Consider the following 13,877-nt stretch of genomic DNA (forward strand, 5'->3'; position numbering starts at 1 on the left):
CGCCGTCATTGCGAGGAGCCCTTGCGACGAAGCAATCCAGTCTTTCTTCGCTTGTGCCCCTCTGGATTGCCGCGTCGCTTCGCTCCTCGCAATGACGTGAGGGGCTGGAGGCGCTCCCCAACCCACAAAACCGACGCACAAAATTTGCACAATTGTCATGCCGCCGGGCCAATCTGGCGAACACGGAATTGCGATCCGGCTCCCGCGCCCTGAATGGAACCGTTCGGCTTGCCATGCGTATGGGTTTGGGGCGATCATTGGAACCGGGCCGCGGAACGTTTCGCGCGGCGATCGGCCTTTTGATAATTGTAAGCAGAACAAGGCATCATGAATCCCGTCAAAGCACTCGAATCCCACGGTCAGGCCGTCTGGCTGGACTTCCTCGCCCGCGGCTTCGTCGCCAAGGGCGACCTCAAGAAGCTGATCGACACTGACGCCGTGAAGGGCGTGACGTCGAATCCGGCGATCTTCGAGAAGGCGATTGGAAGTTCGGACGAATATGATGCCCCGATTGCCGAGGCGCTGAAGTCCGGCGACAAATCGCCTGCCGACCTGTTCGAGCACATTGCCGTCGAGGATATCCAGCACGCCGCCGATGTGCTGAAGCCGGTCTATGACAAGATGAAAGGCGACGACGGTTTCGTCAGCCTGGAAGTCTCGCCCTATCTCGCCAATGACACCAAGGGCACGGTCACTGAGGCGGAGCGCCTGTGGGCGAGCGTCAAGCGCCCGAACCTGATGGTGAAGGTGCCGGCGACGCCGGAAGGCCTGCCCGCGATCCAGCAACTGATCGGCGAAGGCATCAGCATCAACGTGACGCTGCTGTTCGCGCAGAAGACCTATGTGGAGGTCGCCGAGGCCTATCTGAATGGTCTGGAAAAATATGTTGCCGGCGGCGGCGATCCCTCGCATGTGGCCAGCGTCGCCTCGTTCTTCGTCAGCCGCATCGATGCGCAGGTCGACAAGCAGCTCGACGACAAGATCGCCAAGGCCAATGATCCATCCGAGAAGGCGCGGCTCAAGGACCTCAAGGGCAAGGTCGCCATCGCCAATGCGAAACTCGCCTATCAGGAATATCTGGAACTGTTCGCCGGCCCGCGCTGGGAGAAACTGAAGGCCAAAGGCGCAAAACCGCAGCGCCTGCTCTGGGCCTCCACCGGCGTGAAGAGCAAGGATTATCGCGACACGCTCTATGTGGAAGAGCTGATCGGGAAGAACACCGTCAATACCGTGCCGCCCGCCACGCTGGACGCGTTCCGCGACCACGGCGAAGTGCGCGACAGCCTCGAAGAGAATGTCGAGGATGCCAAGAAGGTGCTGGCCGACCTCGCCAAGACCGGCATCTCGCTCGACGCGATCACCACGCATCTGGTCGAGGACGGCGTCAAGCTGTTCGCCGATGCGGCCGACAAACTCTACGGCGCTGTGGCGCACAAGCGCGCAACATCGCTGGGTAACGGCATCGGCGTGCAGAAGCTGGCGCTGGGCGACGGCATCACGAAGAAGGTCGCAACCTCCACCGAAGAGTGGCGTGCGTCTGCGAAGATCCGCCGGCTCTGGCACAAGGACAAATCGGTCTGGACCGGCGCGGACGAAGACAAGTGGCTGGGCTGGCTGAACAGCGCTTTTGCCGAGAAGGCCAAGCTCGCCGACTACAACGACTTCGCCAATTGGGTGAAGGCGCAGGGATTCACCGATGCGGTGGTGCTCGGCATGGGCGGCTCGAGCCTCGGGCCGGAAGTGCTGGCGCAGACCTTCGCCAAGGTGTCGGGATTCCCGAAACTGCATGTGCTGGATTCCACCGATCCCGCACAGGTGCGCGCCATGGGCGCTGCAGTGACCATCGCCAAGACACTCTTCATCGTCTCCAGCAAATCCGGCGGCACGACCGAGCCGAATGTGATGAAGAACTATTTCTTCGACGAGGTGACCAAGGCGGTCGGCGCCGACAAGGCCGGTTCACATTTCGTCGCCGTCACCGATCCCGGCTCATCGCTGGAGAAGGTCGCGAAGACGCAAAAGTTTGCGCACATCTTCCATGGCGATCCGACCATTGGCGGGCGCTATTCGGTGCTGTCGCCGTTCGGCCTCGTGCCGGCGGCCGCTGCGGGCGTCGACCTCACCAAACTGCTGGACCTCACGCTGTCGATGGTCCGCTCCTGTGGGCCGGACGTGCCACCCGCTGAAAATCCCGGCGTGCAGCTCGGCCTCGCGATGGGCAATGCCGGCCTCGATGGGCGTGACAAGGTCACGATCCTGTCTTCGAAGAAGATCGCCGATTTCGGCGCATGGGCCGAACAGCTCATTGCCGAATCCACCGGCAAGGATGGCAAGGGACTGATCCCGATCGACGGCGAGACGCTGGGCGAGCCCTCCGTCTATGGCACCGATCGCTTCTTCATCGACCTGCGCACATCAGGCGAAGACGACAAGGGACATGACGACAAGCTGGCTGCGCTGGAGAAGGCGGGCCATCCCGTCGCGCGCATCGTAATGCCGTCCATCGATCATCTCGGCCAGGAATTCTTCCGCTTCGAGATCGCGACAGCCGTTGCCGGCTCCATACTCGGCATCAATCCGTTCAACCAGCCGGATGTCGAGGCCGCCAAGATCAAGACGCGCGAGCTGACGGAAGCCTTCGAGAAGACCGGTTCGCTGCCACCGGAGACGCCGGTGGTGTCGTCAAAGGAAGCCGATCTCTATACCGACGATAGCAATGCCGAACTGCTGAAGAAGGCCGGCGCCAATGGCGATCTGACGTCATGGCTGAAGGCGCATTTCCGCCGCGTCACGCCCGGCGACTATGTCGCGCTGCTCGCTTATGTCGAACGCGACGGCGCCCATATCGACACGCTGCAGCACATACGGATGGCGGTGCGCGACAAGAAGAAGGTGGCAACCTGCGCCGAATTCGGCCCTCGCTTCCTGCATTCGACGGGCCAGGCCTATAAAGGCGGGCCGGACACCGGCGTGTTCCTGCAGATCACGGCGGACGATGCCAAGGATCTCGCTATCCCCGATTACCGGGCGTCGTTCGGTGTCATCAAGGCGGCACAGGCGCGTGGTGACTTTGGCGTGCTCACGGATCGCAACCGCCGTGCGCTGCGCGTCCATCTCAAGGGCGACCTCAAGGCCGGACTTGCTGTTCTCGACAAGGCGATTACTGCCGCATTGAACTAAACGACGATCCGCATGGCCCGGACATTGCTTCGGGTCATGCGCAATCAATAAAGGACATCACACAATGCAGCTCGGCATGATCGGTCTCGGCCGAATGGGCGGAAATATTGTCCGCCGCCTGATGAAGAACGGTCACACCGCGGTTGTCTATGACAAGGACGCCAAGGCCGTCAGCGGCCTTGCCTCCGAAGGTGCCACCGGCGGATCGTCGCTGGAAGATTTCGTCAAGAAGCTCGACAAGCCGCGGGCCGTCTGGGTCATGTTGCCAGCCGGCAAGATCACCGAGACCACCATCGATGCGCTGACCAGGCTGCTGGAGCCCGGCGATACCATCATCGACGGCGGCAACACGTTCTGGCAGGACGACGTCCGCCGCGGCAAGGCGCTGAAAGAAAAGGGCCTGTATTACATCGACGTCGGCACGTCCGGCGGCGTCTGGGGCATCGATCGCGGCTATTGCATGATGATCGGCGGTGAAAAGAGCGTCGTCGATCGGCTCGATCCGATCTTCAAGACGCTGGCGCCGGGCATCGGCGACATCCCGCGTACGCCGGGCCGCGACAACAGCGATCCGCGCATCGAGAACGGCTATATCCATGCCGGCCCGGTCGGCGCCGGGCATTTCGTCAAGATGGTCCATAACGGCATCGAATACGGACTGATGCAGGCCTATGCCGAAGGCTTCGACATCATGAAGAACGCCAATATCGAGGCGCTGCCGGAAGCGCATCGCTTCGACCTTAATCTGCCCGATATCGCCGAAGTCTGGCGCCGCGGCAGCGTGATCCCGTCATGGTTGCTCGACCTCACCTCCTCGGCGCTCGCCAAGAACGAGACGCTGGATACCTATTCCGGCTTCGTCGAGGATTCCGGCGAAGGCCGCTGGACGGTGAATGCCGCCATCGACGAGGCGGTGCCCGCCGAAGTGCTCACGGCGGCGTTGTTTGCGCGGTTTCGATCGCGCAAGGAACATACATTTGCAGAGAAGATTCTATCCGCGATGCGCGCCGGTTTCGGCGGCCACAAAGAGCCCGATCAGCATCCGGATCCAAAACGGCAGGACGCGCCTGATATCATCAAACCAAAGGCGTAGCCCGCATGACCGAGATACAACCTCCAGGCCCTGCCAAATCCAAGAAGAAGCCAGACCCTTGCGCATTCGTGATCTTCGGCGTCACCGGCGATCTCGCCCACCGGCTGGTCATCGCGGCGCTGTATAACCTGCAGGCGGCCGATCTTCTGCCGGAGAAATTCTGCGTCGTCGGCATCGCCCGCAAGGACATGACCGGCGCGGAACTCCGCGACGACCTGATGAAGGGCCTGAAGCAATATGCGACGCGCCCGGTTGACGACGCCATCGCGCAGAAGCTGCTCAATTGCGTCACCTGCATCGAAGCCGATCCGGGCGAGCCGGAATCCTTCGATCGCATGCGCGAACAGCTCGACAAACTCGAGGAAGCACGCGGGACCGGGGGCAATCGCCTATTCTATCTGGCAACGCCGCCTTCGGCCTTCGCGCCGATCGCGCGTCAGCTCGGCCGCACCGGCATGCTGAAGGAAAACGGCTCGTGGCGTCGCCTCGTGGTCGAGAAGCCGTTCGGCACGGACCTCGAATCCGCGAAGAAGCTGAATAATGAACTGCTCGGCCTGATGAACGAGCAGCAGATCTACCGGATCGATCACTATCTCGGCAAGGAGACGGTGCAGAACATCCTGGTGCTGCGCTTTGCCAATGGCATGTTCGAGCCGATCTGGAATCGCAACCATATCGATCACGTGCAGATCACCGTGGACGAGAAACTCGGCGTCGGCCATCGCGGCTCGTTCTACGATGCGACCGGCGCGCTGCGCGACATGGTGCCGAACCATCTGTTTCAATTGCTATCGCTAGTCGCGATGGAGCCGCCCGCGCGTTTCGAGGCCAATGCGGTGCGCTCCGAGAAAGCTGAAGTGCTCGCCGCCGTCACCACGCAGACCGAAGCCGAAGCACTGCAGAATTCGGTTCGCGCGCAATATGTCGCCGGCCATGTGGGCGATACCGACATTGGTGATTATCTGAAGACCAAGGACGTCAAGGAAGGCAGTACCACCGAGACCTATGCAGCGATGAAGCTGTCGATCGACAACTGGCGCTGGGCCGGCGTTCCCTTTTATCTGCGCACCGGTAAGGCACTTGGTATCAAACGCACCGAAGTGGCGATCAAGTTCAAGCAAGCACCCTTCGCCATGTTCCGTGACATGTCGGTGGAAAGCCTCGCGGAGAACTTTCTCGTTATCGCGGTGGAGCCGAACGAAGGCATCTCGCTGAAGTTCAATACCAAGGTGCCCGGTCCGGCCGTGGAGATCGACGGCGTCGAGATGAAGTTCCGCTACAAGGACTACTTCCAGGCTGCACCGGCGACGGGCTATGAGACGCTGATCTATGACTGCATGATCGGCGACAATATCCTGTTCCAGCGCGCCGACAGCGTGGAAGCCGGCTGGCGCGCCGTGCAGCCGTTCCTCGATGCCTGGAAGAAGGCCGGCAAGGACGGGCTGAAGACCTACAACGCCGGCAGCGAAGGTCCCGAGGAAGCCAACGACTTGCTCAAGCGCGACGGTCGTAGCTGGCGCGTGCTGAGCTGACACGATGACAGCGCCCAATCGCCATATCGTCGTGGTCGAGGATGCGGTGGCTCTCGCCGAAACCGCAGCCGACCGGCTGATCGAGCGCATTGAAGCCAATCCCGGCCGCATCGCCATCTGCATGACCGGCGGATCGAGCCCGAAGCGGCTCTATGAACTGCTCGCCACCGAGCCCTATCGCAGCGAAATCCCCTGGGATCGCGTACACTGGTTCATCGGCGACGACCGCTTCGTTTCTTCAGGCGATCCGCTCAACAACATGAGTATGGCGCGAACTGCGTTTCTGGATGCATGCGCGCCGCTTGCGAATGTGCACCCAATCAAGACCGATGCGGCGAATCCGGACGACGCGGCGGCGCTCTATGCGCGCGAACTGCAGTCGTTCTACGGTGCAGACACTTTCGACAAGGCAAAGCCGCTGTTCGATCTGGTGTTGCTCGGCGTCGGCCCCGACGGCCACGTGGCGTCGCTATTTCCAAGCTATCCAGCCATCGAGATCAAGGACCGCTGGGTTGTCGGCGTGCCCGAAGCCCATGTGAAGCCTTTCGTGCCGCGCGTCAGCCTGACGCTGCCGGCACTCGCCTCATGCCGCGAGATGCTGTTCCTGATGAGCGGCGAGGACAAGCGCGCGATCCTGACGCGGGTGCTGAAGGGCGAGGATCTGCCAGCCAATCGCGCGCGGTCGGACGGCGAAACCGTGTGGCTGTGCGACAAGGCCGCCCTGCCGGACGACGCGCGTGGCTGACACCGTGCCCAAGGCCCTGCCACCCAAGACCCTGGCACCCAAGGCTCTGGTGGTGATGGGCGTCTCCAGCTCAGGCAAGAGCACGATCGCGAAGACGCTTGCTGAACGCCTCGGCTGGCGCTTCGCCGATGGCGACGATTTTCACCCGAAGGCGAATGTCGAAAAGCAGCGCGCGGGCCAGCCACTCACCGACGAGGATCGCTGGCCCTGGCTGCAGAGCATCGCCAACGAGATCGACCGCATCACCGCCGATGGCCAAAAGCTTGTCGTCGCCTGTTCTGCGCTCAAGCGCGCCTATCGCGATCTGCTATTGCACGGCCGCGACGACATTCGCATCATCTATCTCGACGGCTCCAAGGAGCTAATCGCCAAGCGCATGGCGGCGCGGAAGAATCATTTCATGCCGCCGACGCTGCTCGACAGCCAGTTCAAGACGCTGGAAGTCCCCGGCCCCAATGAGCGCCCGATCACAGTATCCATCGATGACGATGTCGACGGCATCGTCTCCGCCATCATCCGCCAACTGCCGACCTGAAGGATCAAACCATGACCAAGATCGCTCTCGTGGTGTCCGATGTCGACGGCACGCTCGTCACCCATGACAAGCGCCTCACCGACACGGCCAAGGCGGCCGTGAAGAAACTGGAAGACGCCGGCATCGGCTTCACCATCACGTCGAGCCGCCCGCCCGTCGGCATGCGCTTCCTGGTCAAGCCACTGGGGATCACGCTGCCGATCGGCCCGTTCAATGGCAGCTCCATGGTGGACGGCGACCTCAAGCCGATCGTGCAGCACCTGATCCCGGAAGCTGCGACCAAGCGCGCCATCGAAGTGTTGGAAGACCACGGCGTCGATATCTGGATTTTCACCAATGATGAATGGGTGATCAAGCGCGACGACGGCAAATATGTGCCGCATGAGCGCGACACCATCCAGCATGAGGCCGTGATGGTGGATGACTTCTCGCCCTATCTCGCCAAGGCCTGCAAGATCGTCGGTGCGAGCTCCGACTTCCCGCTGCTGGAACGCTGCGAAGGCGCAATGCAGAAGGCGCTGGGCGATACGGCTGTCGCGGTGCGCTCGCAGAACTATTATCTCGACATCACGCCGCCCAATCAGAACAAGGGCACCTTCGTACAAGCGATGGCGCAGCGGCTGGGTATCTCCCTCGAGGCCATCGCCACTATCGGCGACATGCGCAACGACCTACCGATGTTCAAGGTGTCAGGCATGTCGGTGGCGATGGGCAATGCGAGCGACGACGTGAAATCGCGGGCAACGGATGTGACGACGTCGAATGAGGAGGAAGGCTTTGCGGGCGCGGTGGAGATGATTTTGAAAAGGAATGCCACGTGACGTAACCCCCTCCCCCTTGCGGGGAGGGTTAAGAGAAGAGCTACTTCGCCCGCTCCACCTTCTTCTCCTGCGGACGCTTGGCGCTCGCCAGATTATGCGCCACGGCGATCAGCGCGATATGGGTCAGCGCCTGCGGGAAGTTGCCGGTCTGGCGTTTGACGCCGCTGTCATATTCCTCCGCCAGCAGGCCGACATCATTGGCGATCGCAACGACGCGATTGAAGAGTTCTTCCGCCTTGGCGATCTCGCCCATCTTGATATAGGCCTCGGCCAGCCATAGGCTGCAGGCCAGAAACGCGCCCTCTGCGGGCTGCACCTCGCCGGTGACCTCGCGCGGATCGTGGCGCAGCACGAAGCCGTCGCGTATCAGATATTTCTCGACCGCTGCGATCGTGCCCTTCACGCGAGGATCGTCGGCCGGAAGAAAACCCAAAGCCGGCAGCAGCAGAATGGCGCCGTCGAGCACGTCCGAGCCATAGGATTCCACGAAGGTGTTTTCGCGGGGATCGAACCCCTTCTCGCAGACGTCGCGGTGAATCTCCTTGCGCAGTTCCTTCCACTGGTCGACGGGGCCTTTGAGATTGAAGCTCTCGACGCTCTTGATGGCGCGGTCGAACGCAACCCAGCAGCCGACTTTCGACAGCACATAGTGCTTGCCGGGGCCGCGGCGCTCCCAGATGCCGTGATCGGGCTTGTTCCAGACAGAAGCGAGATGTTCGAGGATCTCGCATTCCACCGCCCAGGTGCCATCCTCGAGATCGAGTTTGGCAACGCGGGTCTGGTGGAAGGCATCAATCAACTCGCCATAGACGTCGAGCTGCAGCTGCGCGTGCGCAGCATTGCCGACGCGCACGGGCAGCGCGCCGCCATAGCCGGGCAGCCAGTCGGCCTCCCATTCGAGCAGGCGGCGCTGCCCCATGATGCCATACATGATCTGCATCTCGGCCGGTGCGCCGGCGACGGCGCGCAGCAGCCAGCGATACCAGGCGCGCGCTTCATCCGTGTAGCCGCTGTTCATCAGCACCAGCAGCGTGAATGTCGCATCGCGCAGCCAGCAGAAGCGATAGTCCCAATTTCTGGAGCCGCCGAGCTTTTCGGGCAGCGACGTGGTCGGCGCCGCGACAATGCCGCCGGACGGCGCATAGATCAGCGCCTTCAGCGTGATCAGCGAGCGCATCACGAGATCGCGGTGCTCGCCTTTGTAGGTGCAGCGGCTGCTCCATTCCTTCCAGAATTCCTCGGTGTCCTTCAGCGCCTCGTCAACATTGATCGGCGCCGGCACCTTCAGATGCGACGGCCCATAGGTCAGCACGAACGGGATGCTGTCGCCCTGTTTGACTTCGAATTTCGCGACGGTCGTGAGGTTCTCGCCATGGGTCTCGACGGGCGTGTGCAGCACGGTCATGTCGGGCCCGCAAATCGCCAGCACGCCGCCGTCCTTGTCGCGCTTCACCCAGGGGATGGCCGCACCGAATCCGAAGCGGATGATCAGCTCCATCCGGACCGTCACCGTGCCGCGATCGCCGCGGACGATGCGCACCACATCAGAGGCCGCGCCGCGCGGCGGCATGAAGTCGATCAGCGTGATGGCGCCGTCGTCCGTCTCCAGCGTGGTTTCCAGAATGAGGGAGTCGCCGCGATAGCGCCGTTTGCAGGCCGTGATCGGAGCGTCAGGCGTGATTTGCCAGCGGCCGTGATCCTTGGTGCCGAGCAGCGCGGTAAAGCATGCGTCAGAATCGAAGGCCGGCCAGCACAGCCAGTCGATCGATCCGTTGCGGTTGACGAGAGCGGCGGTCTCACAATCGCCGATCAGCGCGTAATCTTCGATATTGCTGTACAAAGTCTTTCCGCCACCTGACAAAATTTACGTCAATGCGGACAAACTCCTGTCCGCGGTTGCAATGTGCAGCGCGTCACGATCGATCGACGTGGCCATCGTCTCCACCGTGGCCGGCAGCCGCTGCCGCCAGTTCGGATGTTCATTGATGGTGCCGGGAATATTCGGCTGATCGATCACACCCAACAGGTCTTCCAACGCGACGGCCAGCAAACGGGTCCGCGTGCGCGCGAGAAAGTGAGCGACGGCGTAGAAGTCTTCGGTATTGATGCCCTGGGCTCGCAGCGCCTCGCTGAGCATCTGCAGCGCGTAACGGCGGGCATCGTCGCTCTCGCCGGGATCGATGCCCAGCGAGCGCTTCAGCTGCAGATCGTGCAGGCTGCGCCAGCCGGCATAGGTCGGCAGATCATGGGTATTGAAGGTCACCAGCGCATTCGGTGCGTAATAGTCGATACCGCGGAACGCGTAGCGTTCATCGCGCTCGAACATCATCACCAGATATGACCAGATGCCCCAGGATGCGAGATGATCGCGGAAGCCGTCCGGCACGGTACCGAGATCCTCACCGATCACCACGCAGCGATTGGCGACGCTTTCCTGCGCCGTCACGGCCAGCAGCGCTTCCAGCGGCATCTTCACATAGGCGCCGTTGTCGGCGTCATAGCCATGCGGCACGACGTAAAGGCGATTGAGGCCGAGCACATGATCGAGCCTGACGGCGCCGGCATAGCGCATCGAGGCACGCAGCATGTCCTTGAACGGCGCGAAGCCCTGCACTTCCAGCCCCGCGGCATTGAAGCCGGCCAGACCCCAGTTCTGTCCGGCGGGCTGCAGCGCATCGGGCGGCGCGCCGACAGAGAGATGACGCGAGATCGCGATCTGCTCGTTCCAGGCATCGAAGCCGCCGGACTGCACGCCGACCGCGACGTCGAGATAGAGGCCGACGGGCATACCGAGCTTGATGGTGAGATCAAAACAGGCCTTGAGCTGCAGATCGGCATTCCACTGCACGTATTCGATATAAGCGACTTCCTTGCCGTCCGGCCCGGCGCGGAAGGCCTCGCAGGTCGCGTCATCGGGCAGCAGCCATTCCGACGGCCAGTCCCACCACGCGGTCTGCTGCTGATGGCGCAGCACTTCGAAACAGGCAAAGCGTGTCAGCAACGGCGCACGTTCGGCGCGGAATGCGGCAAAGGCCTTCTGACGCTCGGATGTCGGATCGGCATAAAATGTCTCAAAGGCGGCACGCATCGCTGTCGACTTGACCGCGGCGATATCGACATAGTCGACGAACTTGCTGGCGCGCATCTCAGCCAGCGTGTCGCCGCTATCGTTCGCCGCATATTCGGGCAGCGCCTCGACGTCGATATAGAGCGGATTGAGAAACAGCCGGCTGTTCGGCGAATACGGGCTGCATTCGGCCGGCCGGTCGTCGAACAGCGCATGCAGCGGATTGAGCCCGACACCGCCGGCGCCGCTCGAGGCCGCCAGCTTGATCAGGTCCTGCAGGTCGGTGAAGTCGCCGATGCCCCAGTTGCGCTCCGAGCGCACGCCATAGAGCTGTACGGCGAGAATCCAGGACCGATCGAAGGTGCCGGGAAATGCCTTGGACGGCGCGACGATGAACGGCGCCTCATCGGGGAATTTCTTGGCGTCGACCAGCCTGAGCCGGTGCACGCCGACCGGCAGGTCACGCGGCCAGGTGATCTCGCGCCCCTCCGTCGTTCCCTCGGCGATAACCTTAACCCCGTCGAGAATTTTCCAGGTCAGGGGAAACGTGGCAGCCTCATTGAGGACCGTGCGGGCACCCTCGCCGGCCCGGACCACGACCGGACTCGCCACGAAGCGATGCGGCGTGCGCACCGGCATGGCGTCCAGAATGAGCTTCAGGGCAGCTTCGCCCGTGGTGTGCCACTGGCCCTGACCGTCGTGAAAACCGGTCTGGATTCCGAGTTCGGCAGCTTTGGTGAAAAGGTCCATTCGGCACGCTGTTTGCAGAGCAACAATCGAAAGTTGCTGGGAAATTTCTGAATTTGCGGAAGAGGATAGCCGATTTCAACGCGTCGATCTAAGCTGAGTTCCATGGGGAACCAAACCCCTGTCACGGGGCTTTGTATATGATCGCACCGTCTCTTTTTGAAAAATCGAACAGGGACGACACCTCATGATGGCATCACCGTGAACAGAACATCGCAAATCGTGGACACCGCCGGTATCGGCGGGGCTTTCCATATCGAAAACATCTATCCGATCATCGACGCTGGCCGCTTCCCGGTCAAACGCATCGTGGGCGAACCTGTCGCTGTCTATGCCGACCTGTATCGCGATGGTCACGAGATCATCGCCGCAGCCATCGTCTGGCGCCGCGAACAGGACCGCGAGTGGAATCGCGTCCCGATGACGCTGGAGGTCAACGATCGCTGGGGCGGCTCATTCATCCCCGATGGCATCGGACGCTATGTGTATGCGATCGAGGCCTGGACCGACGAATTCGCCACCTGGCGCCACGGCTTCGAACTGAAGCTGAAGGCCGGACAGGATGTCACACTCGATGCGCTGGAAGGCGCCGGCCTGATGACCAAGGCGCAGAATGGCGGGCCCGAGGCTTCGGCGCTCATCGTCAAGCAATGCGAGAATTTCCTGCAGACCGGCGACAATGAGCCGCTGCTGTCACCTGAGCTGCGCACCGCCATGGCCGAAGCGCAGTTGCGGCCTGACCTGACGCGCTCGCCGCTGCTGCCGCTGATGATCGACCGTGAGCGTGCCCGCAGCGGCGCATGGTACGAGATGGTGCCGCGCAGTCAGAGCACAGTGCCAGGCCAACATGGCACGTTCCGCGACTGTATTGCCCGCCTGCCCGACGTGCAGGCCATGGGCTTCGATGTGCTGTATTTCACGCCGATCCACCCCATCGGCAAGACCAACCGCAAGGGCAAGAACAATTCGCTGACCTCCGAACCAGGCGATGTTGGCAGCCCCTATGCCATCGGCGGCGCCGAAGGCGGCCATGACGCGATCCACCCCGAACTCGGCACCATGGAAGATTTCCATGCGCTGATCGCTGCGTGCAAAGACCATGGTCTGGAAGTCGCTATCGACGTCGCCGTGCAATGCTCGCCGGATCATCCATGGGTCAAGGACCATCCAGACTGGTTCAAGCGCCGGCCGGACGGCTCGATGAAATATGCGGAGAACCCGCCGAAAAAATACGAAGACATCCACAATCCCGACTTCGACTGCGAGGACGCGGGATCGCTGTGGAACGCGCTCCGCGACATGCTGCTGTTCTGGTGCGATCAGGGCGTGAAGATCTTTCGCATCGACAATCCGCACACCAAGCCGTTGCGGTTCTGGGAATGGGCGATCCATGAGGTACAGATCAGGCATCCGGACGCGCTGTTTCTGGCGGAGGCCTTCACGCGCCCGAAGCTGATGAAGGGCCTTGCCAAGCTCGGCTTCTCGCAGAGCTATACCTATTTTACCTGGCGCACCGCGAAGTGGGAGATCGAGCAGTATCTCAACGAACTGTGCGGCTATCCCGAGCGCGAATTCTATCGCCCGAACTTCTTCGTCAACACGCCGGACATCCTGCCCTATCACCTGCAATCCGGCGAAGCCTGGATGTTCAAGGCGCGGGTGGCACTGGCGGCCGCGCTGTCGTCGACTTATGGCATCTATAACGGTTTCGAATTGCTCGAACACGAAGCCATCCCCGGCAAGGAGGAATATCTGAACTCGGAGAAATACGAGATCAGGACCCGCGACTGGAATGCGCCGGGGAATATCAAGCCCTACATCACCGCCCTCAACCACGCGCGCCGTGCCAACACGGCGTTGCAGCAGACATCGAACCTGCGCTTCATGCCGGTCGACAACGACAACATCATCGGCTTCGTTAAGGAGTCGGTGGATGGTACCAATACAGTCGCCGGCGCCATCGCGCTGTCGCGCGATCCGTATGAATTCTGGCTGCCGATCGACACGCAGGTGATGGTCGATGGCGAGCGGCGCAATGTTGCCGCCGTCGAGAACATCATTACCGGCGAGCGCCATGGCGTCGAATGGGGCGGCATCCGCCTGCGTCTCGATCCCCAGCGCGATCCCGCCATCTTCTTCCGTTGCCTCGCCTGAAAG

The 13,877-nt window shown here is 61.9% G+C and carries 9 protein-coding genes; 7 read left to right on the forward strand and 2 right to left on the reverse strand.

Features of this window, described 5'->3' with window-relative positions; genetic code table 11:
* Positions 1–327 precede the first annotated feature (327 nt).
* The 6 genes from AB7951_RS19445 (at position 328) to AB7951_RS19470 (ending at position 7,906) form a co-directional block, all read left to right on the forward strand.
* Positions 328–3,180, forward strand: a complete 2,853-nt coding sequence (locus AB7951_RS19445) for a bifunctional transaldolase/phosoglucose isomerase (RefSeq protein ID WP_120288960.1) — start codon at positions 328–330, stop codon at positions 3,178–3,180.
* Between the two features lie 64 nt (positions 3,181–3,244).
* On the forward strand, positions 3,245–4,273 hold the full coding sequence (gnd, locus tag AB7951_RS19450) for a phosphogluconate dehydrogenase (NAD(+)-dependent, decarboxylating) (RefSeq protein ID WP_120288959.1): 1,029 nt from the start codon (positions 3,245–3,247) through the stop codon (positions 4,271–4,273).
* Positions 4,274–4,278: 5 nt separating this feature from the next.
* Positions 4,279–5,805 (forward strand): glucose-6-phosphate dehydrogenase, encoded by a 1,527-nt coding sequence (gene zwf, locus AB7951_RS19455; protein ID WP_120288958.1) that lies wholly within the window; start codon positions 4,279–4,281, stop codon positions 5,803–5,805.
* Positions 5,806–5,809: 4 nt separating this feature from the next.
* On the forward strand, positions 5,810–6,550 hold the full coding sequence (gene pgl, locus AB7951_RS19460) for a 6-phosphogluconolactonase (RefSeq protein ID WP_120288957.1): 741 nt from the start codon (positions 5,810–5,812) through the stop codon (positions 6,548–6,550).
* Between the two features lie 55 nt (positions 6,551–6,605).
* Positions 6,606–7,085, forward strand: a complete 480-nt coding sequence (locus AB7951_RS19465) for a gluconokinase (RefSeq protein WP_120289269.1) — start codon at positions 6,606–6,608, stop codon at positions 7,083–7,085.
* A gap of 11 nt (positions 7,086–7,096) precedes the next feature.
* Complete coding sequence (locus AB7951_RS19470) at positions 7,097–7,906, forward strand: HAD family hydrolase (protein ID WP_120288956.1); 810 nt, start codon at positions 7,097–7,099, stop codon at positions 7,904–7,906.
* Positions 7,907–7,946: 40 nt separating this feature from the next.
* Here the strand turns inward: AB7951_RS19470 and AB7951_RS19475 are convergent, their stop codons facing one another.
* Positions 7,947–9,746, reverse strand: coding sequence for a glycoside hydrolase family 15 protein (locus AB7951_RS19475; RefSeq protein ID WP_120288955.1), 1,800 nt, complete (start codon positions 9,744–9,746; stop codon positions 7,947–7,949).
* 24 nt (positions 9,747–9,770) lie between these two features.
* On the reverse strand, positions 9,771–11,723 hold the full coding sequence (gene malQ / locus AB7951_RS19480) for a 4-alpha-glucanotransferase (protein ID WP_120288954.1): 1,953 nt from the start codon (positions 11,721–11,723) through the stop codon (positions 9,771–9,773).
* A 198-nt stretch (positions 11,724–11,921) separates the two neighbouring features.
* On the opposite strand from malQ, the gene AB7951_RS19485 reads away from it, so the two are divergent.
* Complete coding sequence (locus AB7951_RS19485; protein WP_120288953.1) at positions 11,922–13,874, forward strand: alpha-1,4-glucan--maltose-1-phosphate maltosyltransferase; 1,953 nt, start codon at positions 11,922–11,924, stop codon at positions 13,872–13,874.
* The last annotated feature ends 3 nt before the right edge of the window (positions 13,875–13,877 follow it).

This window comes from Tardiphaga sp. 285_C5_N1_2 (genome assembly GCF_052076065.1).
In the GTDB taxonomy this organism is placed as follows: Bacteria; Pseudomonadota; Alphaproteobacteria; order Rhizobiales; family Xanthobacteraceae; genus Tardiphaga; species Tardiphaga robiniae.

Bases quoted from the DNA above. Each gene is read 5' to 3' on its own strand.
- AB7951_RS19445 (WP_120288960.1), top strand. From the start codon at position 328: ATGAATCCCGTCAAAGCACTCGAATCCCACGGTCAGGCCGTCTGGCTG.
- gnd (WP_120288959.1), top strand. From the start codon at position 3,245: ATGCAGCTCGGCATGATCGGTCTCGGCCGAATGGGCGGAAATATTGTC.
- zwf (WP_120288958.1), top strand. From the start codon at position 4,279: ATGACCGAGATACAACCTCCAGGCCCTGCCAAATCCAAGAAGAAGCCA.
- pgl (WP_120288957.1), top strand. From the start codon at position 5,810: ATGACAGCGCCCAATCGCCATATCGTCGTGGTCGAGGATGCGGTGGCT.
- AB7951_RS19465 (WP_120289269.1), top strand. From the start codon at position 6,606: ATGGGCGTCTCCAGCTCAGGCAAGAGCACGATCGCGAAGACGCTTGCT.
- AB7951_RS19470 (WP_120288956.1), top strand. From the start codon at position 7,097: ATGACCAAGATCGCTCTCGTGGTGTCCGATGTCGACGGCACGCTCGTC.
- malQ (WP_120288954.1), bottom strand. From the start codon at position 11,723: ATGGACCTTTTCACCAAAGCTGCCGAACTCGGAATCCAGACCGGTTTT.